Below are 23,832 nucleotides of genomic sequence, written 5' to 3'. Positions count from 1 at the left end.
GATGTCTTTTTCAATCTATAACGTCGACCTTCATATTCATGTTGGAAGAGACTGGAATGGACGCCCGGTCAAAATCAGTGGGGGCAAATCGCTCACGCTGACAAATATTTTGAGGGAAGCCAGCAGACGTAAAGGAATGGATATCATTGGAGTGATTGACAGCCACGCACCCAGCGTACAGGCGGAGCTTGAAGATTTTCTTTCGAGCGGACGGGCTCAGGAAATGGCGGGAGGGGGGATCCGCTATGAGAATACCACATTGATTTTAGGTTCAGAAATAGAAGTCTATGATGATTCCTGCCAGGGACCGATTCACGTGTTGTGCTATTTCCCTTATTTTTCATTGATGAGAAAGTTCACCATCTGGCTGTCTGAACGAATGAAAAATATTAACTTGAGCTCCCAGCGTTATTACGGAACAGCACATGAACTGCAGGATTATGTGAAAAGCCTTGGTGGCTGGTTTATTCCCGCCCATGTGTTCACTCCGTTCAAAAGCCTTTACGGCAAAGGTGTTCATAAATCATTAGCTGAAGTACTGAACCCGGAAAAGATTGATGCGATAGAATTAGGGTTAAGCTCTGACACAGACATGGCGGATAGTATTGAGGAATTATCCCGTTATCCATTCGTTTCTAACTCAGATGCTCATTCTTTAGGGAAAATCGGACGGGAATATCAGAGGGTAGAACTTCTTGAACCTACGTTTCAGGAATTAGAATTAGCCCTCAAAGGCCGGAAAGACAGGAAAGTATTGGCCAATTATGGTATGAATCCTTTATTAGGTAAGTATCATCAAACCGTCTGCAACGACTGTGGTGCTACGTTAGCCGAGTACGAAGTTCCTTGCCCGGTCTGTCATTCCAAAAAGGTAATTAAAGGTGTGGCGGAAAGGATAGAAGAACTTGCTTCTCCGAACGCCACTATTATGAATCGCCCCCCATACATCTACCAGGTCCCACTTGAATATTTGCCTTCTCTTGGCCCGAAGACTTATGAAAAGCTTCTTGATGTGTTCGGTACGGAAATGGCTGTGATTCATCATGCGAAGAGTACGGAATTAAGAGAGGTCGTTCCGGATAAACTTGCGACAGGGATTATCGCATTGAGGAATGGGGAACTAGCCATTGATGCCGGCGGAGGAGGCAAGTATGGGAAGGTCAGGAGAAATTCATAGAAACATTGGTCTACTTTCTTCCATCACTTCATAGAGTTGTAATAGATAGCTTGGAAGGGGTGGAGGAACGGATGTACGCACAGCAGCGGGTTTTGAAGAATCATTTTACCAGTTATATGAATATTTATATTTTCATTTCCGTGCTATTTTTAATTGGAATCATTTTTGGAGCCATTATCGTTAATAGTATGAATTTTATTCAAAAACAGGACTTGTACTTTTATTTGAATCAATTTTTTCAGCAGATGATGAATACAGATATCGTTTCAAAGCCGACTCTGTTTTGGGATAGCCTTGCTTATCACTTGAAATATATGTTGCTGATATTTATATTAGGAATTTCTGTCATCGGTATGCCGATCATCACCGTATTGCTATTCATTAAAGGGCTGGTCGTGGGGTTCTCTGTAGGGTTTCTCGTCAATCAGATGGGATGGTATGGGCTTTTGATTTCTTCCGTTTCGATTGCACCACAGAATCTATTGATTATTCCGATTTATTTAATAGCTGGAGCATTAGCTATGATTTTTTCCATCACTTTATTCCGGCAGCTTTTTTCGAAGCGGGTACATCAACCGATCATGACAATTTTTCTTCAATATGGGATTCTTTTTTCTATCTTAATCGCATGTCTTGTCATTGCTGCTTTTATAGAAGCTTTTCTATCTAACCAAACGCTGGAGTGGGTTGTGAAATGGCTTTACAACTAATTATAATAAATATCATTTAATAACAATTATAAATAATAAATTATAATGATTGTAATTTGACACTGGTTCCTTCTGTGCTTATAATTAAAATGGAATTGCGCGGGAGGGGGACGCTACATGGAACATCGGATCGAACGGATAAAAAAGCAGCTGCATTCTCAAAGCTACAAACTGACACCTCAACGAGAAGCGACGGTACGAGTATTGCTGGAAAATGAAGAGGATCATTTAAGTGCTGAAGATGTTTACCTCCTTGTAAAAGAGAAGGCGCCCGAAATTGGACTGGCTACAGTCTACCGGACATTGGAGCTATTATCTGAATTGAAAATTGTTGATAAAATAAATTTCGGGGACGGTGTTTCCCGGTATGATTTACGAAAAGAAGGTGCGGAACATTTCCATCATCACCTCGTTTGCATCGAGTGTGGATCAGTGGAAGAAATTGAAGAAGACCTTCTTGGGGATGTAGAAAAAATAGTGGAAAACCAGTGGGGATTCCAGGTGAAGGATCATCGTTTGACTTTTCACGGGATATGCAGAGTCTGTCAAAAAGAAACAGTTAAATCCTGATGGACTGGTCAATAGTATAAAACGTACAATGGTGAATGCGGTAATCGTGTTCACTTTTTTGTTGTTTTTTGCTGCTGGGCAAGGGTACATAGTATGATAAAATATATAGGTGTAAAGGCTGGCAGGACACTGATATCAAGGTGTTTTCCAGGGAGAACCGGAATTTCTTTACATTCTATTAGAATTATTGTACGTTTAAAGTAGATTGGAATCTTCTTTTTATGTATATTTTCCGATAGGAATGGCATACCTTGTTAAGGAGATAGACAAGGGGGCGTGCTGATGAAACACGTTTGGTTGTTCCTCAAGGATACATTGAAGGTTCTTATTATATTTGTCCTTTGTACTTCCTTTTTTTATATGGCTTTACGAATGGTACATCAGGAATATGAGCGCTATCATCGTTATGATGAACCGAAAGGGGCTGCTGTGAAAGTATTCAATCAGGAAGATATCAGCTGGCCGGAACGGTTATCGATTTTTTTTCAATTGGGAGAGTAGAGACGTATGCTGAAGCATGCATTGGAGGATTTTTTCCACTATTTAACGGTGGAAAGAGGGTTATCGGAGAATACAATTAAATCCTATCAACGTGACTTAAGACAATATGGTGAGTTTTTGGATGATAGTTTTTCGATTAATGATTGGGATGAAGTGTCAAGGTCGCATATCATGCAGTACATGTATCATTTGACGGATGAAGGCCGCTCTTCTGCTACGATAGCTCGGCTTTTATCATCCCTTCGGCTTTTCCATCAATTTTTAGTCAGGGAAAAGCTGAGCAGCCATGATCCGAGCCTGCATATCGAGACTCCCAAAAAAGAGCGCAAGCTGCCAAAAGTACTTTCCATGGCAGAGGTGGACAAGTTGTTGAACTTGCAAGGGAATGATCCACTTACCATTCGTAACCGGGCGATGCTGGAGATGTTATATGCTACTGGTTTGCGTGTGTCTGAGCTGGTTTCTTTGAAAGTGACAGACCTTCATCTTACCATGGGATTTGTCAGATGTTTCGGAAAAGGGGCGAAGGAGCGTATTATTCCGCTGGGAGATATGGCTAAGGAAGCTGTCGAAGCCTATTTAAACCTTTCCCGTCCAAGCCTGCTTAAGAAAAAGCAGACGGAAGAACTTTTTGTCAACCACCATGGTAATTCATTATCAAGGCAGGGTTTTTGGAAGATATTGAAAGCGGTTGCCCGTAACGTCGGGATTGAAAAGCCAATAACCCCTCATACATTAAGGCACTCATTTGCTACACATCTGTTAGAAAATGGGGCTGACTTGCGAGCTGTCCAGGAAATGCTTGGGCATGCTGATATTTCAACTACACAGGTATACACACATGTCAGCAAAACACGATTAAAAGACGTTTATCGCTCGTACCATCCACGGGCATAAACTCTTTTTTACAAAAGTAGTTGTCTGACATCCTACATCTCGATGTTTTGTGTGAAAATGGTAAGGATAAGGAATGTAATCAATAGGAGGTTTTATCATGAATGAATTCAAGCGAGTATTTTTAATTGTAATGGATTCAGTAGGAATCGGTGAGGCACCTGATGCTGCCAAATTCAATGATGAAGGAGCGAATACGCTTGGTCATATCGCTGAACATATGGACGGATTGAATATGCCGAATATGGGTGAGTTAGGCCTGAGCAACATTCGCAATATTAAAGGTATTGAAGAGGCTGATAAGCCAAAAGCTCATTATACTACAATGCAGGAAGCTTCTAATGGGAAAGATACCATGACTGGCCATTGGGAGATCATGGGGTTGTACATTGATAAGCCTTTCCGTACCTTCCCTGACGGTTTTCCAGATGAGCTGCTCCAGGAGCTGGTTCAACGTACTGGACGGAAAATCATCGGTAATAAGCCTGCTTCCGGTACAGAGATTTTAAAGGAGTTAGGCGAAGAACACATGAAGACTGGGGCGTTGATCGTCTATACATCTGCTGATTCGGTATTGCAGATCGCAGCTCATGAAGATGTTGTGCCCCTTGAAGAATTATATGAAATCTGTGAAACAGCCAGAGAATTAACTCGCGACGAAAAATATATGGTCGGTCGTGTCATCGCACGTCCGTTTGTAGGGGAGCCAGGTGCATTTGAACGGACACCTAATCGACATGACTATGCATTAAAGCCTTTTGGCCGTACTGTTATGAATGAAATGAAAGACGAAGGATTAGATGTCATCGCTCTAGGGAAAATTTCGGATATTTATGATGGAGAAGGTGTCACGGAATCCATTCGTACGAGTGATAATATGGACGGGATGGATCAATTAGTGACCTCTATGGATAAAGACTTCCGTGGTTTGAATTTCCTTAACCTTGTCGATTTTGATGCGAAATTCGGTCATCGCCGTGATCCTCAAGGGTATGGGGAAGCATTGGAAGCTTTTGATGCAAGACTTCCACAAGTGTTCGAGAAACTAAAGGAAGATGATTTGTTGTTGATAACAGCAGACCATGGCAACGATCCAATCCATCATGGTACAGATCATACCCGTGAATTGGTGCCATTGCTTGCGTATCATAAAGGAATCAAGGAAGGGAAACGTTTGGAACAGCGTAAAACATTTGCTGATATCGGAGCTACGGTATCCGATAATTTCAATATTAAAATGCCAGAGTACGGTCAAAGCTTTTTGAATGATATTAAGTAATGGAGGGTTAACCATGAATATGGAAGAAATTAAACAATCGGCTTCATTTATAATGGACAAGGTGTCAGAAACACCAAGCGTAGGTTTGATACTCGGGTCAGGTCTTGGGGTGTTGGCAGAGGAGATCAAAAACCCGGTCGTCATACCATACGGCGACATCCCTCATTTTCCTGAATCCACAGTATCTGGCCATAAAGGTCAATTAGTTATCGGGGAACTGGAAGGGCATCAAGTTATCGCAATGCAAGGTCGTTTTCACTATTATGAAGGCTACACCATGCAACAAGTGACTTTCCCGGTTCGTGTCATGAAACAATTGGGCATTGAAACCATGTTTGTAACCAATGCTGCAGGTGGTGTGAACAAGGACTTCAATCCAGGTGATCTTATGATCATCAACGATCATATTAACAATATGGGAGATAGTCCACTGATTGGTAAAAACGACGAGGAAATGGGTCCCCGTTTTCCTGACATGTCACAAGCCTATAATAAGGAATTAATCGAAACTGCTCAGAAGTGTGCGGATAATTTAGGCCTTAAGGTGAGAAATGGAGTGTATGTAGGGAATACTGGCCCAGCGTATGAAACAGCAGCCGAAGTCAAAATGCTGCGGACTGTGGGGGGAGATGCGGTAGGAATGTCTACGGTACCAGAGGTTATTGTAGCAAGCCATTCTGGCATTAAAGTTCTGGGCATATCCTGTATTTCAAATATGGCAGCTGGTATTTTGGATCAGCCGCTTACTCATGACGAGGTTATTGAGACGACAGCACAGGTCCGGGAAGATTTTCTTGGTTTTGTAAAAGAAATCTTAAAGTCAATACCCGCATCTTAATTGGGAAGGATGAGCACAATGAGAATGGTAGATGTAATTCAGAAGAAACGGAACGGGCTTGAGCTTAATGAGGAAGAAATCAAGTTTTTTGTAGAAGGATATACGAAAGGTGATATCCCTGATTATCAAGCTTCCGCATTAACTATGGCTATTTATTTCAAAGGAATGACAGAAAAAGAAACAGCAACATTGACACAGGCGATGGTAGATTCTGGGGAAACAATCGACCTCTCTGGTATCGAAGGCCATATTGTTGATAAACATTCTACCGGCGGGGTAGGTGATAAAGTAACTTTCATCGTAGGTCCATTGGTTGCATCTGTTGGCGTCCCGGTTGCGAAGATGTCGGGAAGAGGCCTTGGACATACCGGCGGAACGCTGGATAAATTAGAAGCAATTAAAAATTTCCATATTGAAATGACGAAAGAAGAGTTCATCAACAACGTCAACACCCACAAGCTGGCAGTAGCGGGACAGACGGGTAACCTGGCTCCTGCAGATAAAAAGCTTTATGCGTTACGTGATGTTACTGCAACAGTGGATTCCATTCCTTTGATTGCCGGTTCCATTATGAGTAAGAAGCTTGCTTCTGGAGCAGACAGTATCGTCCTGGATGTTAAAACGGGTACTGGAGCATTTATGAAAACATTGGAAGATTCTGAAGCGTTAGCGCGTGAAATGGTGAATATCGGTAAAAACCTCGGCAGAAACACGGTTGCTGTCATAAGTGATATGAACCAGCCGCTTGGTTACGAAGTCGGTAATGCCAATGAAATTAAAGAAGCGGCAGAGATTTTGCAAGGTAAGAATGTGGCAGACCTCCGAAACTTATCTCTCGAAATCGCATCTCATATGACCGTCTTAGCAGAAGTATTTTCTGATTACGAAGAGGCCTATGCAGCGCTCGAGAAGAACCTGGAAAACGGGAAAGCATTCGAAGCATTCCGTAACTTTATTGGTGCTCAGGGCGGTGATACTGCGATGATTGATGATTTGGACAAACTTCCACAATCCAAGTATGAGGTCGAAGTTCCTGCTGAAGCGGATGGCTATGTCTCAGCTATCGACGCCGAATCTATCGGTGTAGCAGCCATGTATCTGGGAGCCGGAAGAGCGACAAAAGATGATACCATCAACCATGCAGTAGGCATTACACTTAAAAAGAAAATCGGCGATCAAGTTAAAGCGGGCGAACCTCTCGTGGTTTTAAACAGTGATGAAGAAAATCCAACAGACTCTATCACTAAAGTGAAAGAGGCATATACCATCACAAAAGAAACAGTTCCAGCACCTACTTTGATTCATAAAGTAATTAATTAAACCGTCTCTCCAACAGGCGCCTCTATCCATTTGAAGGATAGAGGCGCTTTTATTCTGAATTAGAGGGATTAAAAATGCTCCCCGCTGTTTTTTTCGAATTGATTACCCCAATACTGTTTACATAATGAATATATCGTTAATTAAATAATTTTCTCCATGTTTCGTAATAAAACGATAGATGGTTGGAAAATATAACTATAACTATGAATGGAGGGAAAAGTGAATGAAGAAGATAGCCATTTATTTTACAGTATTCTTGCTGGTAAATACGTTACTCATCCCCGTAACCTATGGACAGGAGTCCAATCAAATAGAACTTACGGAAGGAACTAAGTCGGCAGTACTGATGGAGAACAGTAGCGGGACCATCCTTTATGATAAGAATGCCCATGAAAAACTGCCCCCGGCAAGCATGACAAAAATAATGACATTGCTTTTGATTATGGAAGCCTTAGAGGATAAAACCATAGCGCTTGAAGAAAGTGTCAGAATCAGTGAGCGTGCTGCATCAATGGGAGGGTCTCAAATATTTCTTGAAGCCGGAGAAGAAATGACTGTAGCAGATCTGCTCAAAGGAGTAGCTGTGGCCTCTGGTAACGATGCCAGTGTTGCATTAGCGGAGAGAATAGCGGGAAGTGAAGAAGCCTTTGTCCAAAAAATGAATGATAAGGTTAAGGAACTAGGCCTGAAAAATACCAAATTTCAAAATACGACAGGGCTTCCAGAAGAAAACCATTACAGTACAGCTTATGACATGGCAGTAATGGCTCAGAATTTATTAAAGTATGAAGATATAACAAAATACACGAGCATCTATGAAGATTACTTGAGAAAAGGTCAGGAAAATGAGTTTTGGCTGGTAAACACGAATAAGCTGGTCAAGCACTATAAAGGTGTCGATGGGCTGAAGACCGGCTATACGAACGAAGCTAAATATTGTCTGACTGCGACTGCTGAGAAGAATGGCATGCGTATGATAGCGGTAGTCATGGGGGCGAAGACACCAAAAGAGAGAAATGCGAATATTGCCAGGATGCTTGATTACTCTTATAACCAGTTTGAAACAGAACAACTGTATGATAAAGGATATGCGATGACCTCTTTACAGTTAGATCGAGCAGATACTCCTAAATTGGATCTTGTCACCAAAACACCTGTCACTTTATTGAAGCGTAAGGGTGAGAATTTGGAAAATATCACGACCTCTTTAGAGTACGAAAGTGAGGTTAAGCTTCCGATTGAAAAGGGAAGTCAATTAGCTACCTTGAAGGTGATGCAGGGAGAAAAAGTACTTACTGAAGTTCCTTTGGTAGCGGAAACGAATATTAAACAAGGTAGCGTGTGGCAGCTCTTCAAAAGGACGCTGGGTAAGATGGCTCATCGATGACGAAATGTCAATTAAGCTAAACATTTAGCGTATCTTCACTAGTTTTGTCACCATGCAGGAAATCAGGTAGTCAGTAAAGAAAAAGACTCACTAACGCAAAGAAAGAGGAGGTAAGCATAGTGAGTCTTAGTGTCGATTTTGCCCGCAAAGAAGACGTCCTTCTTGTTCGGTTGGTTGGTGAATTGGATCACCATGAAGCGGAGGGTCTTAAGAAAGAATGGAAAGCGATTCTTAATCAGCACCAGGTACGAAATGTTATTTTGAATTTGGAGGGGCTTGATTTCATGGATAGCTCTGGTCTTGGTGTGATTTTAGGAAGATACAAGGAAATCAATGCAATGGGAGGAGAAATGGTTATTTGCTCTATATCTCCTGAAGTCAAACGACTCTTTGATTTATCGGGCATGTTCAAAATCATGAAGCTTGTCGATAATGAAGAGTTCGCATTAGAAATGCTGGGGGTGGCTTCATGAAAAATAGTATGAACCTGGAGTTTTCCAGTATCAGTAAAAATGAGTCATTCGCTCGTGTGACAGTTGCCGCATTCGTAAGCCAGCTTGACCCTACGATGGAAGAACTCACAGAAATTAAGACGGTTGTATCCGAAGCAGTTACTAATGCGATTATCCACGGCTATCATGAACGTCCGGATGGGAAAATATATATTTCCTGCTCGCTCGATGATGGCGAGATGGAGCTGATGATTCAAGACCACGGAGAAGGGATCGCGGATATTGAAGAGGCGAGAGAGCCATTATACACATCGAAACCGGAATTAGAACGCTCAGGAATGGGATTCACGATCATGGAGAACTTCATGGACAAAGTCGATGTCATTTCTAGCCCTGAAGAAGGCACGACGGTCCGCTTGATCAAGCATTTAAGTACAAATAAAGCGTATTGTAATTAGGGGTCTGCGATGAATGTGGATGTGAGTCAAAAAAATAAGCGGTTGACTGATGAAGATGTCAGGGCATTGATCGCCCGGAGTCAAGAGGGTGATCAGGAAGCAAGAGATTTGTTAGTCGAAAGAAATGTCCGATTGGTATGGTCGGTAGTGCAGCGATACATCCACCGTGGTTACGATCAGGAAGACCTGTTCCAAATCGGCTGTATCGGGTTGTTGAAGTCCGTAGATAAATTCGACTTGAACTATGAAGTGAAGTTCTCTACTTATGCAGTGCCGATGATTATTGGTGAGATACAACGCTTCATCCGTGATGACGGCAGTGTAAAAGTTAGCAGGTCATTGAAAGAGACAAACAATAAGATTCGGCGGAAAAAAGAAGAATTGACCAAAGAGTTTGGCAGATCGCCGACCATCGAGGAGATGGCTAAGGCGCTGGAAATGACTACAGAAGAAGTGGTACTTGCTGAAGAAGCAGGCAGGGCGCCTCAATCTATACATGAAACCGTATATGAAAATGATGGTGATCCTATTACCTTACTGGATCAGATGGCTGAAGATGATACCAAGTGGTTTGATAAAATGATGCTCCAGGATGTCATCCGCAAACTGGATAAAAGAGAACGACTGATTATTTATCTTCGCTATTTCAAGGATCAGACACAGACGGAAGTGGCAGAACGGCTTGGCATATCCCAAGTACAGGTATCCAGGTTAGAAAAGAAAATATTGAAAGAGATTAAAGAGCAAATGGAGCCTGATTAATCTCTACGATGGACGCATTGCCTACGATGCGTCTTTTTGTATGTCTTCCTACAAGTGCATGTTTTTCCGGTTACTATCCATACTAAGAAATAAAGGCTCAGGTCGAAAGGGTAGTTTTTATGGGAAATATTGTATATGTTCGGCTGCGGAAAAAGGTGGATATGACAAGTTATCGCCCTGTTCTCCTTAAAGACATCGCCTATCTCGCTTGTTCAATAACTTTAAAAGAAAAGATGGAAACACTGCCACTTCACTATATAACGAAAAAAGACAAAAACCTCATTGTTATTGATGGTTTTGTAGTAATAGAAAAAATTGCTGAGTCATTTCCAGAAGTTGAAGTTCAGCTCATAGGGCCTCCGCAGACGATCATTACTATTGCTACCAAGAAGCGAAAACCTCCTTTATGGATGGTGGCGGGCATATGGGTGTTGTTATTTGTAGGTGCAGCTATGGCAATCATGAACTTTCACTATGATGTGAGTATGGAAGCGGTGCATCAAAAACTTCATTTTATGCTTACAGGAGAACAGAAAAAACATCCTGTTTGGATTCAAATCCCTTATTCGATAGGGCTTGGACTTGGTATGATCCTATTTTTTAATCATGTTTTTAATAAAAAAATCAATGAAGAACCGTCTCCGTTAGAAGTAGAAGTTTTTAAGTATCAACAGAGTATGGATTCCTATGTAGCCGTTAATGAAAATAAGGTGGAAAACGACGATGATAACCATTCTTCTTGAAATCCTGATAGGACTGGCTGCAGGAATAGCGGTAGGGACTGGTTTTGTTGCTTTCCTGACTGTCTTAGGAATCATCCCGCGATTGATGCAATTAAGCGGTGCCACTAATAAAGTACGAAGCTACGAATCAGCTGTAATCATAGGAACCTTTGCTGGAATATATCTCTCTTTCGGTGATCAGGCTATATTTCTGCCTGATGTAGTCATTGGCATTTGGGGATTACTACACGGGATATTTATCGGTATGCTGGCCGCAGCGCTTACGGAAGTATTGAATGTCTTTCCCCTCCTTACGAAACGAATCGGGATGGAGGGGCAATTGTTGTTATTAATGATGGCTCTAGTGCTGGGTAAAATAACCGGCTCATTATTCCATTGGCTTCTATTCGTGAAATGAAACTTGGAGGTAATAACATGAGTGATAAATTTGTGCAGGCTCAATATAATAAAACCATTAAAAATTACCAGCCAAAACCAAATTACTTTTGGAACTGTCTGAAGGCTTTTATCGTTGGAGGGTTGATATGTGTCATCGGCCAGGCGGTGACAGACTTTTACGTGAATGTACTGAACTTTTCTGAAAAAGAAGCGGTCAATCCTACAGTAACGACATTAATCTTTACAGCTGCTTTGTTAACCGGCTTCGGTGTATACGATAAACTCGGCCAGTTTGCTGGTGCGGGATCGGCAGTGCCGGTCACTGGATTTGCTAACTCGATAACATCTGCCGCTCTTGAACATAAGAGTGAGGGTTTAGTTCTTGGCGTAGCAACCAACTTGTTCAAGCTTGCCGGGTCAGTCATCGTATTTGGAGTAGTAGCAGCATATGTTCTTGGCATGCTGAGATATACTTGGCAACATTTCTTCTAGGAGGAACAATCATGGGTAAAATGGGACAGCAGTCTTGGTTATATAACAGTGCCATCTATATTAACGCTGCAGGCACAGCTGTAGGTCCGCTGGAAGCAGCTGGACCTTTAGGAGAGAGTTTTGATCGAACGTACCAGGAATTACATTGCAATCAAGACAATTGGGAGCTGGCTGAACGCCAATTGATGAAGGATGCAGTCAATGCCTGTTTACAAAAATCTGGAAAAGATCGCTCAGAGATGGATTTGTTCCTTGCCGGTGACTTACTTAATCAAAATGTTACTGCGAATTATGTTGCTAAGGAGTTGGGTATACCTTTTCTATGTATGTTTGGTGCCTGCTCGACATCCATGGAAACGCTGGCTACCGGTGCTTCATTAATAGATGGAGGTTTTGCAGATCAAGTAATTGCGGCTGTAAGTTCACATAACGCCACAGCAGAGAGGCAGTTCCGTTATCCAACGGAATATGGTGGGCAAAAACCAAAGACAGCCACATTTACTGTCACAGGAAGTGGTGCCGTAATGATCTCTAAACAGAAATCAAACATACGAGTGGAGGCTGCCACAATCGGCCGGGTCATGGATTACGGAACAAAGGATCCATTCGATATGGGTTCGGCGATGGCACCAGCTGCTTACGATACGATCAAGAACCATTTTCAGGACATGGGCCGCTCCCCGAAAGATTATGATTTGATTGCCACTGGGGATCTATCTTCTGTCGGAACTCCTATCGTACGGGATATGCTGAAGGAAGATGGATTTGATGTCGAAGAGGTGCATAATGATTGTGGCTTGATGATCTATCATAGTGACCAGCCTGTCTTCAGTGGAGGTAGTGGATGTGCCTGCTCAGCTGTTGTGACCTATGGGAAGTTGCTGGATGACCTGGCATCAGGAAAATACAACAAAATTCTTGTAGTAGCTACTGGGGCGTTGATGAGTCCGACCATGGTTCAGCAGAAGGAGTCCATTCCAGCGATTGCTCATGGTGTGGTACTCATGCGAGAGGAGGGAGCATGATGGTTTATCTATGGGCATTCCTGGTTGGAGGAGGCATTTGTGTCATCGGGCAGCTGCTGCTGGATATTGCAAAGCTGACGCCAGCCCATGTCATGTCATCCTTTGTCGTAGCGGGAGCCGTTCTGGATGCTTTTGATTTATACGATAACTTGATTGAATTTGCTGGAGCGGGAGCGACTGTCCCTATTACAAGCTTCGGCCATTCCTTACTTCATGGTGCCATGGAGCAAACGAAAGAGCACGGTTTTATCGGAATAGCAACTGGAATATTCCAGCTTACCTCAGCCGGTATCGCCTCAGCGATTTTGTTCGGATTTTTGGTCGCTGTCATTTTCAAACCAAAAGGGTAAAGAATCCGGATCTTAACTTAGACCTGCGATAGAGAAAGGAGAACGTCATGGAGAAGCAAAAAGAAACCAGTGTGATGTCACGTTTACATGATATTGAAAAATTCATGGATGAACAAGTAGGCATCGAAGAATCCTTTGATGTAGGTTTCCGGCAGTTTCCGATTTTAGGCCGAAAGCTGAATATGTATTATGTCACAGGTCTTGTTGATACTGCCTATGTCATTGAGTTGATGAAAGAATTGATGGAGTGGGAAGCGGAACAACCAAGAACACGTAAAGTGTTTGAAGGGATATATGAACACCTTGTCCATCAACAAGTTGAAATTGCTGAATCGATGGAAGAATGTATTACTCAACTATTATCAGGGTTGGCTGTCATCTTTGTTGAGGGTGAGAAAAAAGCGTTCATCATTGACGTGAGATCCTATCCGGGCAGGTCACCTGAGGAGCCCGATACCGAAAAAGTCGTCCGTGGATCACGGGACGGTTATACAGAGAATATTATTGAAAACACAGCTTTGACACGAAGAAGAATCAGGGACGGAAGGCTGCGTCATGAAATTGTCAAATCAGGTACAAGGTCAAAAACAGATATATGTATATCTTACCTGAAAGACGTGGCTGATCCAGGATTAGTGAAACTTGTAAAAGAAGAGGTGAAGAATATTGAAATTGATGGTCTTTCAATGGCTGATAAAACGGTAGAGGAATATATTGTGAAACAAGGGTTTAATCCTTTTCCGCTGGTCCGCTACACAGAGCGACCTGATGTTGCTGCCAGCCACCTCTTTGAAGGGCATGTATTAATTATGGTAGACACAACCCCAAGTATGATCATTACTCCTACTACTTTTTTTCATCATGTCCAGCATGCGGAGGAATATCGGCAATCGCCGGTGGTTGGGACGTTCATCAGGTGGATTCGGTTCATCGGTATGTTTGCTTCCGTGTTTTTACTGCCATTCTGGCTGCTGATGGTTATGGAGCCTTCTCTGCTTCCTGAACCACTTGCTTTCATTGGTCCAAATGAAGAAAGCAGTATACCTGTCGTCATTCAGATATTAATAGCAGATATCGGAATTGAATTTTTAAGGATAGCAGCCATCCACACCCCCACCCCCCTATCAACTGCGATGGGTTTGATAGCTGCTGTACTAATCGGACAAATTGCCATTGATGTTGGCATGTTTGTACCTGAAGTAATATTGTATGTGGCGGTAGCGGCTATAGGTACTTTTGCTACGCCTAGTTATGAGTTGAGTGTAGCAAATAAAATCAGCAGAATCCTTCTATTGTTGTTTACTGCATTCTTTGGAGTGAAAGGATTTACTATTGGTTTTACGATATATATCCTTGCCTTGGCACGAACAAAATCATTAAACACGCCTTATTTTTGGCCGTTTTTGCCATTCAATATGAAGGCAATGATGCAAATATTATTCCGTCTTTCTGTTCCATTAGCCAAAGTCCGGCCAAGTATCGTCCATCCACAAAATAATAACCGGCAGCCGTAATTTGGTATTTGCCGGTTTTAGCACCATATGATAAATTTAATATAATTTACAAATAAGAATGTCTTTCCCTCACTGGGGGCATTCTTTTTTGATTGTGGCTCTCCTGAAACAATTATTGTACATTTCGAAAAAAGGAAATGAAGCCGTTTCCCTGAACTGGTCCAATCCGTATGATAAAGGAGAAAGTAATCAAAATATTTTGGATGGTTGATAGAGGAAGGAAGGAACTACATGAGTTTACCATATAATGAGCAAGGCCATTTACTTATTGGAGGAATTGATGCAGTGTCATTAGCAGAAACGTATGGCACTCCATTATTTGTATATGATGTCGAGCGTATCCGTAAAAATGCCCGTGCATTCGTAAAAACATTTGAAGATAGAGGAATGAAGGCTCAGGTTGCCTATGCCAGCAAAGCCTTTTCTTCTGTGGCGATGCTGCAAGTAGCTAAACAGGAAAACCTGAGTCTTGATGTCGTCTCTCAAGGTGAATTATATACGGCGCTTAAGGCAGACTTTCCGGTAGAAAAGATCCATCTCCACGGCAATAATAAAAGTGTAGATGAATTAGAGATGGCTGTAGAACAAGGAATCGGCTGTATCGTGGTCGATAACTTCTATGAAATTGATTTGCTAACCGCTATCCTTGAAGAGAAGCAGAAAGAAATGGATGTGCTGTTAAGAGTGACACCGGGTATTGAAGCACACACCCATGACTATATTCTGACCGGCCAGGAGGATTCTAAGTTCGGTTTTGACTTATCCAGTGGTCAGGCTGACGCAGCGTTTGAACGTATCCATGCAACTGAACGCATACATCTAATCGGTCTCCATTGCCATATCGGTTCACAGATCTTTGAAACAAGCGGGTTTTTAATGGCGACTAAAAAGCTGTTCACTTCCATGGGAGAATGGCGGGAGAAATACGGGTTTATAGCTGATGTACTTAACCTGGGAGGAGGTTTCGGCATCCGTTATACGAAAGATGATGATCCCCTGGAATTAGATGCCTATGCCCACGCGCTTATTAATGAAGTTAATGAACAGGCTGCTGTGCGTAATTATCCAATACCGGAAATCTGGATAGAACCGGGCCGTGCGATTGTCGGTGATGCCGCGGTTACTTTATATTCTATCGGCTCTATAAAAGAAATTCCCGGGGTCCGAAAGTATATTTCTGTGGATGGCGGTATGACTGATAACTTAAGGCCGGCATTGTATCATGCGAAATATGAAGCTGTTGTTGCCAATCAAATGGACGCTCCATTGCATGAAAAAGTTTCCGTAGCAGGGAAGTGCTGTGAATCCGGAGATATGCTAATATGGGATGTGGAGCTACCGGAAGTATCTCATCATGACATTCTTGCTGTAATGAGTACTGGCGCTTATGGCTATTCGATGTCTAATAATTACAACCGTTTTCCAAGAGCTGCTGTAGTTTTCGTGGAAAATGGCGAACATCAACTGGTCATTGAGCGGGAAAGCTATGAAGATTTGCTAAGGTTAGATTGCTCTTATAAAAAAGGAGAGGAGAGTCTTACATGAAAAAAGGCAGCATTACGTTTGAAACAGGAGAAAAAATTTTATTGGAATTTTACCCGGAAGATGCACCGGGAACAGTAGCCAACTTTGAAGAATTAGCCAACAGTGGTTTCTATGATGGAGTCATTTTCCACCGTGTAATCCCTGGTTTTGTAGCACAAGGAGGAGACCCGACCGGAACCGGCCGTGGTGGCTCCGGTAAAACAATTAAATGTGAAACGGAAGGGAATCCGCACAAACACGTTGCCGGGTCACTCTCAATGGCCCATGCCGGGAAAGATACAGGAAGCAGTCAGTTCTTTCTGGTCCATGAACCTCAGCCGCATTTAGACGGCGTCCATACTGTATTCGGACAAGTTACTGAAGGAATGGATACAGTCTTGAATATCAAACCGGGAGATACAATGAAAGAAGTCCGCGTGTGGGATGAAGAGTAAGTAGGAGAATAGTGGGCCTGTTTCGGCTCACTATTTTTCTATCTATGATATCCTTACGGGAGGGGAGAGATTACCGTTTGTTGGAATTTTTGACAGCTATGATCTGGGTAGTTCCTTTGGGTATCTTAATCCATGAATTAGGGCATGCCATTCCGACAGTGCTAATCAACCAGGGGGAAGCCAAGGTACGGATCGGCTTTGGACCGAAATTGATTCAAATCAAAATGGGGAAGCTTCATTTATATATACACGCTATATTCTTCCTTGGCGGTCATACAGAGAGCAGGCATAACTGTGGAATTTCTCTTTGGAGAGAGGCGATGATTACCTTAAGCGGACCGCTGATGAACCTATTCTTTTTTTTCTTGCTCTATCTATGGTTAGAAGAAGGTAATACCTTTCTATGGTTCAATTTATATTTATCAGTTGTCAATCTGATCCCCTTTTATTGGAAGGGAAAATATTCGGATGGCTATCGTTTTTTCCATATATTATTAAATAAACAATTACATAAGACAACTTGAATAATTTTTTAGTTTAGCTTATGCTATTCGTTGAAGCTTAAAAAGGTTATTAACACGGGGGAAGCTGAATGAGAAAGAAAAATGTGATTTTGTTTATCGTTTTATTAACCTTTAGCATACTATGGGGATTATACTACTGGTTTTTCATAGCACTATAAAAATATGCATATATTTCAGCCATAAATGATTGATTGCTTCACCTGTCCATGATCGGTTGAAGCGGTAAATAGTAATAAGATGATCTTGGCTGGTTATTAAGGAAACAGCCTTTATCCTGCCCATCATGGGAGTAGGAAAGTTATTTTCATAATGAGGGGTTACTATGTTAATTCGTTATAAGAAAACATTTGAAAAAATTGCAATGGGGCTGTTGTCATTCATGCCAGAAGAGAAGGATGTCAAGAAGCTCCAGCAAACCATAAAAGAATATGAAACCAATGAGGATTGGCAGTTATTCCTTTGGAAGGACGAAGATATCCTCGGGGCAGTCGGTGTCCGATTAGAAGAAGGCGAACGAGCGGTGATTCAACATGTCACTGTCAACCCTTCTCATCGAAATATGGGCATTGGTAAAAAGATGGTGCAAGGCGTGAAGGGCTTTTATAAGGACCAATATCACGTATGTGCTGACGAAGCCACAAGTGGTTTTTTAGAAAAGTGCTGCACAACTGGTTCAGATGCTAAATCTGCTGAAGCCTGATAAAAATAAGCGCATGTCATTGACATGCGCTTATTTCATTTGGGTAAGGGATTTACTTTTGGCTTAGCTGGTCTGCTTGTACCGCCTCGCTTGAATGACGGTCTCTTAACTTATGTTTATGAGTAAGGAAGTAGTCGCCAGGGTCTGTTTCCCTGTTATAAGGAACATTCCAGTTCAGACATTTTCTCTGGACGATAGCCTGCAGGTCAGGATCCAGTATTGAAATATTAACATTATAATAAGGCTTTTTTTGTCGTAGTGATTCGTGAACTTCGGTTAATGTAATCTTTATATCATGCGCATGTAATCCCAGGCTTTCTAAATTGTCTGCCTGGACATTCCAGGTGCGTTCCAAACGTTTTAACAGCTTGATGGCGCCACTTTCGTTACCCCGTCTGTAATGGTATAGGCTTACAGCGAACTGAATTAACCATACCCAGACAGACTCACGGTGGCATGGGGTAGTTTCTTTCCAATATTCTTCTAATACTTCATGACATTCAAAAAAGTCCTTCGTTCCATTGAAATGGACTAGAAAATCTGTATAGGCTTGGGGATAAATCATTACATTGCTCCTTCTTAGAAGATACCATGAGTGTAACATATATGAGGGCGAAGAAAGAATCACCAAATTTTTATGACAAGTGTTTGTTATCTGTCTATTTCTGGACTAAACGGCTTTATAAGTATAAACGAAATGAACAATACGAGGTTTAATGTAAAAACGCCACTTTATTCACCGCACCTTGTATCTTGCAGTTAACGAAGCTTTGATTTTTTGGTAAGATACATCTTACGATACTAAAGGAGTATACCGCTCTTTGTTTAGGCGGTATTGATATCATTCCAATGGAATGTGGAGGAAATACATATATGAAACAAAGTTATCAAGTAAAGATAGACGCATTTGAGGGACCGCTGGATCTTCTTTTACATTTGATCAACCAGTATGAAATCGATATTTACGATATTCCTGTCGCTGATATAACAGAACAGTATATGACTTTCATCCATACGATGCAAGAACTGGAGCTGGATATAGCAAGTGAATATTTAGTCATGGCAGCAAGCCTGTTAGCAATGAAAAGCCAGATGCTCTTACCCAATCAATCTTTTGATTTGGATGATGAAGAAGATCTGGAAGAAGATCCCAGGGAAGAGTTAATGAGGCGTTTGATTGAATACCGCAGATATAAGGATGCCGCGTTGCACCTTAAACACAAGGAAGAAAATGCTGACCGAACGTATACAAAACCCCCTTCGAACCTCGAAGATTTTCAAGATGGTAAGCCTGTGGTGCGTGAAGGCGAGGGGTCGATCTATGACATCCTGGGAGCTATGGCTAAAATACTGAAAGGCCGTAAAAAACAGGAGAGGAGTCGTACCGACACCAAAATTCAACGTGATGAAATCCCGATACAAACGAGAATGACTGAAATTAAGGAGTATATTAACAGCTCAGGAAACGCTGTTAGTTTTTTTGAACTTTTTCCGGAGCCATCCCGCCAACATATTGTCGTAACTTTTATGGCCTTGTTGGAATTGATGAAAGGAAAAGAAATCTATTGTGTGCAAGAAAAGCACTTTGACGAATTGCTGGTATATAAAATGGAGGATTAATTAATGGACATTCATGAGTATAAAGGGATAGTAGAAGGGCTTCTTTTTGCTGCCGGGGAAGAGGGAATAAACACAAATAAACTCAGAAATGTACTCGAAGTAGAACAAGAAGCGCTAGATGAAATACTTGATAGCCTGAAAATTGACTACAGAGATAATAAACGCGGTCTTGCCCTTATGGCCGTGGACAATATGGTCTATATGACTACTAAAGCTGAACATGCTCCCTATTTGAAGCGATTATTAGATACACCGTATGCATCCCGGTTGTCACAAGCCGCCCTGGAAACGCTTGCTATCATTGCCTACCAACAACCAATTACCAGGTCGGAAATTGAAGAACTGCGAGGAGTGAAGAGTGAACGCGCAATTCAGACCCTCACTACCCGCTCCCTGATTAAAGAAGTCGGGAGGAAAGAGGGGATAGGGCGTCCCATTTTGTATGGTACTACGAAAGATTTTTTAACTTACTTTGGAATAAGCTCCTTAGAAGACTTGCCCCCTTTACCAGAAGGGAATGAAGAAGATGTGGAGACAGAAGCCGACCTTTTCTTTGAAGAATTCAAAGCACCAGCTTCAGAGAAGCAACCCGATGAAGAATAATATACAACTTTTTCAATAGGGTTATGGTAAAATATACTTATCATATGTTGATAAGGGGGAGCCTATGGAAATCATATCTGCGAAAGGCGTAGAGTTGGTAAAAGAAAAGTCCAATTCACCTGAAGAATTTTTCAATCGCTCCGAAGTAATTTATGAAGATAAGGGCAAAGAACACAGTTTTTCTTTACTATATTTACGGTATTTTGATGAAAAGCCTGAAGAGTTTACACCTTTTTCGGAGAACCCGGTAATGGTGTTCGGTGAGGAAGAAATCATGCTTAAGGACATGGCAGCTTTTATTGCACTTGTGAAAAATCCTGGCTATAAACATCGCAAAAAAGTGTATATTAATGATTATGAGAAATATAAGGAACTGTATACGAATGTGAATTGGGAAGCTGCCAAACAGGCCTTCTTAAAGCTTAGCGATGGCAAGCGATTCGATCTCGAATCCACCCTGGAATTTCTTCATGCTTGAGATTGACCTTCATGAGATATTCACCACTTAGGAGGCTGGCTATGCGCAAACAGATGATACGGGCACAACTGAATGTGGCAGGAAGTTATTTAACATTAATAGTTGAGCAGTTAGATGCCTATCTTGATTATCATCAACTGGATAGTTTAATGGAAGAACAAGGAAGTAAAGAAAAAAGATACTACCGTTCTTTATTGAAGTCGCTTCGCAGGTTAGAAGTGTTTTGTGATGAAGCTAAAGACGCCATTGCTGTCCTGCTTCAATCGGAAGGGTTTAAAACGGCAGCAGCAGAGCGGACGTTGTACGGTATATACCATCAATGTATCGCAGAGTTTTTTGCTCCTAAAAGTGATACTTGGTATGAGGACAGCCGTGCCGCGTATACTGGAGAAAGTGCAATCCTTTATCATTACGAGCCACCGCATTCCTTTAAAAACTTGATGTTGAAACTGGAGTCATCTTTTCAAAAAGTCCGGCAAGAATTGGAATGTTATGAGACAAATAACCAGTCGAAAGCTGCCCTGGAAGGAAATAAGAAAGAGGGTCCGGCATCCTGAGAGATAGGAAACAAAATGACAAGAATAAGAAAGGAACTGCCCCATAAGTCTGTAATAGACGTATGAGGCAGTTTTTTTGATCTGATTCATACTTTTTATATGTTAGAAGTAAGATTAAAAAATTATCCAGGAGATATGGCTTGCTCGCAAATGTTGCTGCTCGTTTCGTTCAAAACGATTTATTTTCGGCTGTTCCTATTTAAAAGAGGCCCATCTATATCATACGCTCGTCTCCTTCGCATAGATTAAATAGTAAGTTATGAATTGAAGGAGGAGCGGCTTTGAAGAAGCGCACAATTATATGGTTGATTTATAGTTTCCTCATCGTTAGTCTTATTCATCCATTTCAAGCGGAAGCAGCGATCTCTGTCTCTGCCAGGAATGCTGTGCTTATGGACATGCAGTCAGGGAGAGTTTTATATGAGAAGGCCGCTGACGAAGAAGAGTTGATTGCAAGTACGACAAAAATAATGACAGCACTAATAGCCGTTGAATCTGGAAAATTAGAAGAAAAAGTGAAAGCGAGTCATAATGCTGTTTATACCGAAGGGTCATCCATCTATTTAAAAGAAGGAGAAAAGATGGCCCTTAAGGATCTCGTTTACGGCCTGATGCTCCGGTCCGGTAACGATGCGGCTATGGCAATTGCAGAGCATGTGGGCGGGTCTCAGGAAGGGTTCGCATTTTTGATGAACGAAAAGGCGGCCTGGCTTGGAATGAACCATTCCAACTTTGATAACCCGCATGGTCTCGATTCGGACAATCATTATTCTACTGCGTATGATTTGGCAGTATTAATGCGAAGTGCCATGCAGAATGATACATTCCGTGAAATAACAGGAGCGGACCGGTACTTATCTGAAAACAGAGATTATTACTGGTTCAATAAAAATAAACTCCTCACAAAATATTATGATTATTGTACCGGAGGGAAAACAGGATATACCAAAGCAGCAGGCAGGACATTAGTATCGACAGCAAAAAAAGGGGATATGGAACTGGTCGCTGTGACATTGAATGCAGGAGATGACTGGAATGATCATCAACGGATGTACGAGTGGGGCTTTGAAAATTTTGATCACGTCCTCCTTCAGGAAAAAGGTAAAGTTCCAGTAAACGTCCCCGATAAGAAATCTTTATATTATACAAGAGATGTTATTTGGCCGGTAACCGCTTCTGAGAAGCAGTCACTTCATTCAAAGTTGAATTTGCTGTCGAATACTGACAGCTCACTTGTCGGAAGGCATGTAATCTATCTCGAGGACAGTCCAATCATGGCCACAGCTGTTGTGGATAGTCCTTCTGAGCGAACATTACTTTCTTACTGGCGGGAAAGAGCCAATCGGTTTATGGGGTTGGCGTCATGGTAAATATTATCTGGTCGTTGCTCGCAGTAATAGGAATTGTATTTGCTGCTTTTAATGGGACGATGGAAGAGGTTAATAAAGCCATTTTCAGTACCATTGATGATGCGATTATGATAACGCTGACCATGATGGGGGTGCTGATATTCTGGTTAGGGTTAACACGTATTGCCGAAGAGGCTGGTTTGCTGAGAGGTCTTGCCGCTTTGTTCCGTCCCGTCGTTCAGCGGATATTCCCTGACATCCCCAAAGATCACCCAGCCATGGGTTATATTTTATCGAATATGACCGCCAATTTGTTCGGGTTAGGCAATGCTGCTACGCCAATGGGTTTGAAGGCGATGAAAGAATTAAAGCAGCTCCATGGTAAAGATACAGCAAGCCGATCGATGATTACATTTCTGGCAATCAATACTTCCTCCGTTACATTGATACCGACGACGGTAATAGCGATACGGATGAAATATGGCTCTGTTGATCCGACGGCGGTTGTCGGAGCGGCTATTATAGCTACCACTATTTCCACAACAGGAGCTCTATTGATTGATCGTTATTTTTACTGGCGAAGATACAGGAGGGGAGCAGAATGAGTATCAGCATTTGGATAATCCCCGCTATTATATTGCTGATTCTCTTAACAGCGACCTACAAAAGGGTCCCAACGTATGAAAAGTTTGTGGAAGGAGGCAAGGAAGGGATAGATATAGCTATCTCCCTGCTGCCTTTTTTGATTGGGATGATGGTCTCCATTGCTATCTTCCGTGCTTCCGGAGCAATGGAAGCATTCATCACTTTAGTAAAACCACTTACAGTGTTGCTGGGCATGCCTGAAGAAATATTGCCATTAGCACTTGTACGTCCGTTATCCGGAACCGCTGCATTAGGGATGACAAGTGAATTAATAAAAACTTATGGACCTGATTCGTTTATCGGGTATTTGGCATCTGTTATGCAAGGGAGTACCGATACGACCTTTTATATACTGACCGTTTATTTTGGTGCAGTCGGAATAAAAAAGATGGGGGACGCGCTTAAAGTTGGACTAGCCGCTGACATGATTGGTATAATAGCTTCAATAATAGTTGTCACCATCCTTTTCAGTTGAGCAGGATAAGGAGACCAGATAGTAAGCCACGCTGAAAATCTCAGCGTGGCTT

30 protein-coding genes are annotated in these 23,832 nt (G+C 42.0%); 29 read left to right on the top strand and 1 reads right to left on the bottom strand.

The features are described 5' to 3' along the window. Position 1: 1 nt before the first annotated feature. The 22 genes from ACGTNI_RS04575 to ACGTNI_RS04470 all read left to right on the top strand — a co-directional run bounded on the left by ACGTNI_RS04575 (position 2) and on the right by ACGTNI_RS04470 (position 18,053). Entirely contained in the window at positions 2-1,177 is a 1,176-nt protein-coding gene (locus ACGTNI_RS04575) for an endonuclease Q family protein (protein WP_139823845.1), read from the top strand. A 71-nt stretch (positions 1,178-1,248) separates the two neighbouring features. Continuing rightward, entirely contained in the window at positions 1,249-1,887 is a 639-nt protein-coding gene (gene spoIIM / locus ACGTNI_RS04570; protein ID WP_139823844.1) for a stage II sporulation protein M, read from the top strand. A gap of 117 nt (positions 1,888-2,004) precedes the next feature. Then, positions 2,005-2,457, top strand: a complete 453-nt coding sequence (fur, locus tag ACGTNI_RS04565) for a ferric iron uptake transcriptional regulator (protein WP_062446520.1) — start codon at positions 2,005-2,007, stop codon at positions 2,455-2,457. Positions 2,458-2,739: 282 nt separating this feature from the next. Further along, a complete protein-coding gene (locus ACGTNI_RS04560) occupies positions 2,740-2,958 on the top strand; it encodes a YqzK family protein (protein WP_085508759.1) in 219 nt (72 codons plus the stop codon). A gap of 6 nt (positions 2,959-2,964) precedes the next feature. Continuing rightward, positions 2,965-3,855 carry a site-specific tyrosine recombinase XerD gene (gene xerD, locus ACGTNI_RS04555; RefSeq protein WP_085508758.1) on the top strand — a complete coding sequence of 297 codons (891 nt, stop codon included), beginning with the start codon at positions 2,965-2,967 and terminating at the stop codon, positions 3,853-3,855. Positions 3,856-3,952: 97 nt separating this feature from the next. Beyond that, positions 3,953-5,131 (top strand): phosphopentomutase, encoded by a 1,179-nt coding sequence (gene deoB, locus ACGTNI_RS04550; RefSeq protein ID WP_394460326.1) that lies wholly within the window; start codon positions 3,953-3,955, stop codon positions 5,129-5,131. Between the two features lie 13 nt (positions 5,132-5,144). Next, a complete protein-coding gene (locus ACGTNI_RS04545) occupies positions 5,145-5,969 on the top strand; it encodes a purine-nucleoside phosphorylase (protein WP_085508756.1) in 825 nt (274 codons plus the stop codon). Positions 5,970-5,987: 18 nt separating this feature from the next. Continuing rightward, a complete protein-coding gene (locus ACGTNI_RS04540; protein ID WP_085508755.1) occupies positions 5,988-7,289 on the top strand; it encodes a pyrimidine-nucleoside phosphorylase in 1,302 nt (433 codons plus the stop codon). Between the two features lie 223 nt (positions 7,290-7,512). Continuing rightward, positions 7,513-8,676: a D-alanyl-D-alanine carboxypeptidase family protein gene (locus tag ACGTNI_RS04535; protein ID WP_394460324.1), complete on the top strand. Its 1,164-nt coding sequence runs from the start codon at positions 7,513-7,515 to the stop codon at positions 8,674-8,676. 119 nt (positions 8,677-8,795) lie between these two features. Continuing rightward, positions 8,796-9,149 (top strand): anti-sigma F factor antagonist, encoded by a 354-nt coding sequence (spoIIAA, locus tag ACGTNI_RS04530; protein WP_062446508.1) that lies wholly within the window; start codon positions 8,796-8,798, stop codon positions 9,147-9,149. Continuing rightward, the gene (spoIIAB, locus tag ACGTNI_RS04525) at positions 9,146-9,586 is read left to right on the top strand and encodes an anti-sigma F factor (RefSeq protein WP_394460321.1); all 441 of its coding nucleotides are present in this window, start codon (positions 9,146-9,148) and stop codon (positions 9,584-9,586) included. The genes spoIIAA and spoIIAB overlap by 4 nt, the downstream gene beginning before the upstream one ends. 9 nt (positions 9,587-9,595) lie before the next feature. After that, positions 9,596-10,348 (top strand): RNA polymerase sporulation sigma factor SigF, encoded by a 753-nt coding sequence (gene sigF / locus ACGTNI_RS04520; RefSeq protein ID WP_085508753.1) that lies wholly within the window; start codon positions 9,596-9,598, stop codon positions 10,346-10,348. Positions 10,349-10,467: 119 nt separating this feature from the next. Continuing rightward, entirely contained in the window at positions 10,468-11,091 is a 624-nt protein-coding gene (locus ACGTNI_RS04515; RefSeq protein WP_085508752.1) for a stage V sporulation protein AA, read from the top strand. Next, complete coding sequence (locus ACGTNI_RS04510; RefSeq protein ID WP_062446499.1) at positions 11,072-11,488, top strand: stage V sporulation protein AB; 417 nt, start codon at positions 11,072-11,074, stop codon at positions 11,486-11,488. Before ACGTNI_RS04515 ends, ACGTNI_RS04510 begins: the two co-directional genes overlap by 20 nt. Before the next feature lie 17 nt (positions 11,489-11,505). Beyond that, the gene (spoVAC, locus tag ACGTNI_RS04505) at positions 11,506-11,961 is read left to right on the top strand and encodes a stage V sporulation protein AC (RefSeq protein ID WP_062446497.1); all 456 of its coding nucleotides are present in this window, start codon (positions 11,506-11,508) and stop codon (positions 11,959-11,961) included. A gap of 11 nt (positions 11,962-11,972) precedes the next feature. After that, positions 11,973-12,986 (top strand): stage V sporulation protein AD, encoded by a 1,014-nt coding sequence (gene spoVAD, locus ACGTNI_RS04500; protein ID WP_394460318.1) that lies wholly within the window; start codon positions 11,973-11,975, stop codon positions 12,984-12,986. Beyond that, the gene (gene spoVAE / locus ACGTNI_RS04495; RefSeq protein ID WP_085508750.1) at positions 12,986-13,336 is read left to right on the top strand and encodes a stage V sporulation protein AE; all 351 of its coding nucleotides are present in this window, start codon (positions 12,986-12,988) and stop codon (positions 13,334-13,336) included. The genes spoVAD and spoVAE overlap by 1 nt, the downstream gene beginning before the upstream one ends. A 47-nt stretch (positions 13,337-13,383) precedes the next feature. Next, entirely contained in the window at positions 13,384-14,850 is a 1,467-nt protein-coding gene (locus ACGTNI_RS04490; RefSeq protein WP_085508749.1) for a spore germination protein, read from the top strand. A gap of 231 nt (positions 14,851-15,081) precedes the next feature. Beyond that, complete coding sequence (gene lysA / locus ACGTNI_RS04485) at positions 15,082-16,395, top strand: diaminopimelate decarboxylase (RefSeq protein WP_085508748.1); 1,314 nt, start codon at positions 15,082-15,084, stop codon at positions 16,393-16,395. Beyond that, the gene (locus tag ACGTNI_RS04480; RefSeq protein ID WP_085508747.1) at positions 16,392-16,829 is read left to right on the top strand and encodes a peptidylprolyl isomerase; all 438 of its coding nucleotides are present in this window, start codon (positions 16,392-16,394) and stop codon (positions 16,827-16,829) included. The genes lysA and ACGTNI_RS04480 overlap by 4 nt, the downstream gene beginning before the upstream one ends. 77 nt (positions 16,830-16,906) lie before the next feature. Further along, positions 16,907-17,353 (top strand): site-2 protease family protein, encoded by a 447-nt coding sequence (locus tag ACGTNI_RS04475; RefSeq protein ID WP_176224045.1) that lies wholly within the window; start codon positions 16,907-16,909, stop codon positions 17,351-17,353. 322 nt (positions 17,354-17,675) lie between these two features. Beyond that, positions 17,676-18,053, top strand: coding sequence for a GNAT family N-acetyltransferase (locus ACGTNI_RS04470; protein WP_085508745.1), 378 nt, complete (start codon positions 17,676-17,678; stop codon positions 18,051-18,053). 52 nt (positions 18,054-18,105) lie between these two features. On the opposite strand, the gene ACGTNI_RS04465 is transcribed toward ACGTNI_RS04470, so the two are convergent. Continuing rightward, on the bottom strand, positions 18,106-18,618 hold the full coding sequence (locus ACGTNI_RS04465) for a DUF309 domain-containing protein (protein WP_394460314.1): 513 nt from the start codon (positions 18,616-18,618) through the stop codon (positions 18,106-18,108). A 308-nt stretch (positions 18,619-18,926) separates the two neighbouring features. On the opposite strand from ACGTNI_RS04465, the gene ACGTNI_RS04460 reads away from it, so the two are divergent. The 7 genes from ACGTNI_RS04460 to ACGTNI_RS04430 all read left to right on the top strand — a co-directional run bounded on the left by ACGTNI_RS04460 (position 18,927) and on the right by ACGTNI_RS04430 (position 23,780). After that, positions 18,927-19,673, top strand: coding sequence for a segregation/condensation protein A (locus ACGTNI_RS04460; RefSeq protein WP_085508743.1), 747 nt, complete (start codon positions 18,927-18,929; stop codon positions 19,671-19,673). A gap of 3 nt (positions 19,674-19,676) precedes the next feature. Beyond that, positions 19,677-20,276, top strand: coding sequence for an SMC-Scp complex subunit ScpB (gene scpB / locus ACGTNI_RS04455; protein WP_394460312.1), 600 nt, complete (start codon positions 19,677-19,679; stop codon positions 20,274-20,276). A gap of 64 nt (positions 20,277-20,340) precedes the next feature. Further along, entirely contained in the window at positions 20,341-20,754 is a 414-nt protein-coding gene (locus tag ACGTNI_RS04450; RefSeq protein WP_394460310.1) for a hypothetical protein, read from the top strand. A 41-nt stretch (positions 20,755-20,795) separates the two neighbouring features. Then, positions 20,796-21,311, top strand: a complete 516-nt coding sequence (locus tag ACGTNI_RS04445) for a DUF3907 family protein (protein WP_394460308.1) — start codon at positions 20,796-20,798, stop codon at positions 21,309-21,311. A gap of 281 nt (positions 21,312-21,592) precedes the next feature. Beyond that, on the top strand, positions 21,593-22,681 hold the full coding sequence (locus tag ACGTNI_RS04440) for a D-alanyl-D-alanine carboxypeptidase family protein (RefSeq protein ID WP_394460306.1): 1,089 nt from the start codon (positions 21,593-21,595) through the stop codon (positions 22,679-22,681). Continuing rightward, positions 22,675-23,265, top strand: a complete 591-nt coding sequence (locus ACGTNI_RS04435) for a nucleoside recognition domain-containing protein (protein ID WP_394460304.1) — start codon at positions 22,675-22,677, stop codon at positions 23,263-23,265. The genes ACGTNI_RS04440 and ACGTNI_RS04435 overlap by 7 nt, the downstream gene beginning before the upstream one ends. Further along, positions 23,262-23,780: a spore maturation protein gene (locus ACGTNI_RS04430; protein ID WP_062446466.1), complete on the top strand. Its 519-nt coding sequence runs from the start codon at positions 23,262-23,264 to the stop codon at positions 23,778-23,780. Before ACGTNI_RS04435 ends, ACGTNI_RS04430 begins: the two co-directional genes overlap by 4 nt. Positions 23,781-23,832 lie beyond the last annotated feature (52 nt).

The organism is Thalassobacillus sp. B23F22_16 (assembly GCF_043496955.1).
GTDB classification, from domain to species: Bacteria; Bacillota; Bacilli; order Bacillales; family Halobacillaceae; genus Thalassobacillus; species Thalassobacillus devorans_A.
The sequence above is the reverse complement of the archived record's forward strand: the minus strand, read 5'-3'. Positions and strand labels throughout refer to the sequence as shown.

What these genes read in the sequence shown, in the direction of transcription:
- ACGTNI_RS04545 (WP_085508756.1), top strand. Translation starts at nt 5,145, where the DNA reads ATGAATATGGAAGAAATTAAACAATCGGCTTCATTTATAATGGACAAG.
- ACGTNI_RS04470 (WP_085508745.1), top strand. Translation starts at nt 17,676, where the DNA reads ATGTTAATTCGTTATAAGAAAACATTTGAAAAAATTGCAATGGGGCTG.
- ACGTNI_RS04490 (WP_085508749.1), top strand. Translation starts at nt 13,384, where the DNA reads ATGGAGAAGCAAAAAGAAACCAGTGTGATGTCACGTTTACATGATATT.
- ACGTNI_RS04535 (WP_394460324.1), top strand. Translation starts at nt 7,513, where the DNA reads ATGAAGAAGATAGCCATTTATTTTACAGTATTCTTGCTGGTAAATACG.
- fur (WP_062446520.1), top strand. Translation starts at nt 2,005, where the DNA reads ATGGAACATCGGATCGAACGGATAAAAAAGCAGCTGCATTCTCAAAGC.
- xerD (WP_085508758.1), top strand. Translation starts at nt 2,965, where the DNA reads ATGCTGAAGCATGCATTGGAGGATTTTTTCCACTATTTAACGGTGGAA.
- ACGTNI_RS04515 (WP_085508752.1), top strand. Translation starts at nt 10,468, where the DNA reads ATGGGAAATATTGTATATGTTCGGCTGCGGAAAAAGGTGGATATGACA.
- lysA (WP_085508748.1), top strand. Translation starts at nt 15,082, where the DNA reads ATGAGTTTACCATATAATGAGCAAGGCCATTTACTTATTGGAGGAATT.
- spoVAC (WP_062446497.1), top strand. Translation starts at nt 11,506, where the DNA reads ATGAGTGATAAATTTGTGCAGGCTCAATATAATAAAACCATTAAAAAT.
- scpB (WP_394460312.1), top strand. Translation starts at nt 19,677, where the DNA reads ATGGACATTCATGAGTATAAAGGGATAGTAGAAGGGCTTCTTTTTGCT.
- ACGTNI_RS04575 (WP_139823845.1), top strand. Translation starts at nt 2, where the DNA reads ATGTCTTTTTCAATCTATAACGTCGACCTTCATATTCATGTTGGAAGA.
- spoVAD (WP_394460318.1), top strand. Translation starts at nt 11,973, where the DNA reads ATGGGTAAAATGGGACAGCAGTCTTGGTTATATAACAGTGCCATCTAT.
- deoB (WP_394460326.1), top strand. Translation starts at nt 3,953, where the DNA reads ATGAATGAATTCAAGCGAGTATTTTTAATTGTAATGGATTCAGTAGGA.
- ACGTNI_RS04435 (WP_394460304.1), top strand. Translation starts at nt 22,675, where the DNA reads ATGGTAAATATTATCTGGTCGTTGCTCGCAGTAATAGGAATTGTATTT.
- spoVAE (WP_085508750.1), top strand. Translation starts at nt 12,986, where the DNA reads ATGGTTTATCTATGGGCATTCCTGGTTGGAGGAGGCATTTGTGTCATC.
- spoIIM (WP_139823844.1), top strand. Translation starts at nt 1,249, where the DNA reads ATGTACGCACAGCAGCGGGTTTTGAAGAATCATTTTACCAGTTATATG.
- ACGTNI_RS04465 (WP_394460314.1), bottom strand. Translation starts at nt 18,618, where the DNA reads ATGATTTATCCCCAAGCCTATACAGATTTTCTAGTCCATTTCAATGGA.
- sigF (WP_085508753.1), top strand. Translation starts at nt 9,596, where the DNA reads ATGAATGTGGATGTGAGTCAAAAAAATAAGCGGTTGACTGATGAAGAT.
- ACGTNI_RS04480 (WP_085508747.1), top strand. Translation starts at nt 16,392, where the DNA reads ATGAAAAAAGGCAGCATTACGTTTGAAACAGGAGAAAAAATTTTATTG.
- ACGTNI_RS04460 (WP_085508743.1), top strand. Translation starts at nt 18,927, where the DNA reads ATGAAACAAAGTTATCAAGTAAAGATAGACGCATTTGAGGGACCGCTG.
- ACGTNI_RS04510 (WP_062446499.1), top strand. Translation starts at nt 11,072, where the DNA reads ATGATAACCATTCTTCTTGAAATCCTGATAGGACTGGCTGCAGGAATA.
- ACGTNI_RS04540 (WP_085508755.1), top strand. Translation starts at nt 5,988, where the DNA reads ATGAGAATGGTAGATGTAATTCAGAAGAAACGGAACGGGCTTGAGCTT.
- ACGTNI_RS04560 (WP_085508759.1), top strand. Translation starts at nt 2,740, where the DNA reads ATGAAACACGTTTGGTTGTTCCTCAAGGATACATTGAAGGTTCTTATT.
- ACGTNI_RS04450 (WP_394460310.1), top strand. Translation starts at nt 20,341, where the DNA reads ATGGAAATCATATCTGCGAAAGGCGTAGAGTTGGTAAAAGAAAAGTCC.
- ACGTNI_RS04445 (WP_394460308.1), top strand. Translation starts at nt 20,796, where the DNA reads ATGCGCAAACAGATGATACGGGCACAACTGAATGTGGCAGGAAGTTAT.
- spoIIAB (WP_394460321.1), top strand. Translation starts at nt 9,146, where the DNA reads ATGAAAAATAGTATGAACCTGGAGTTTTCCAGTATCAGTAAAAATGAG.
- ACGTNI_RS04430 (WP_062446466.1), top strand. Translation starts at nt 23,262, where the DNA reads ATGAGTATCAGCATTTGGATAATCCCCGCTATTATATTGCTGATTCTC.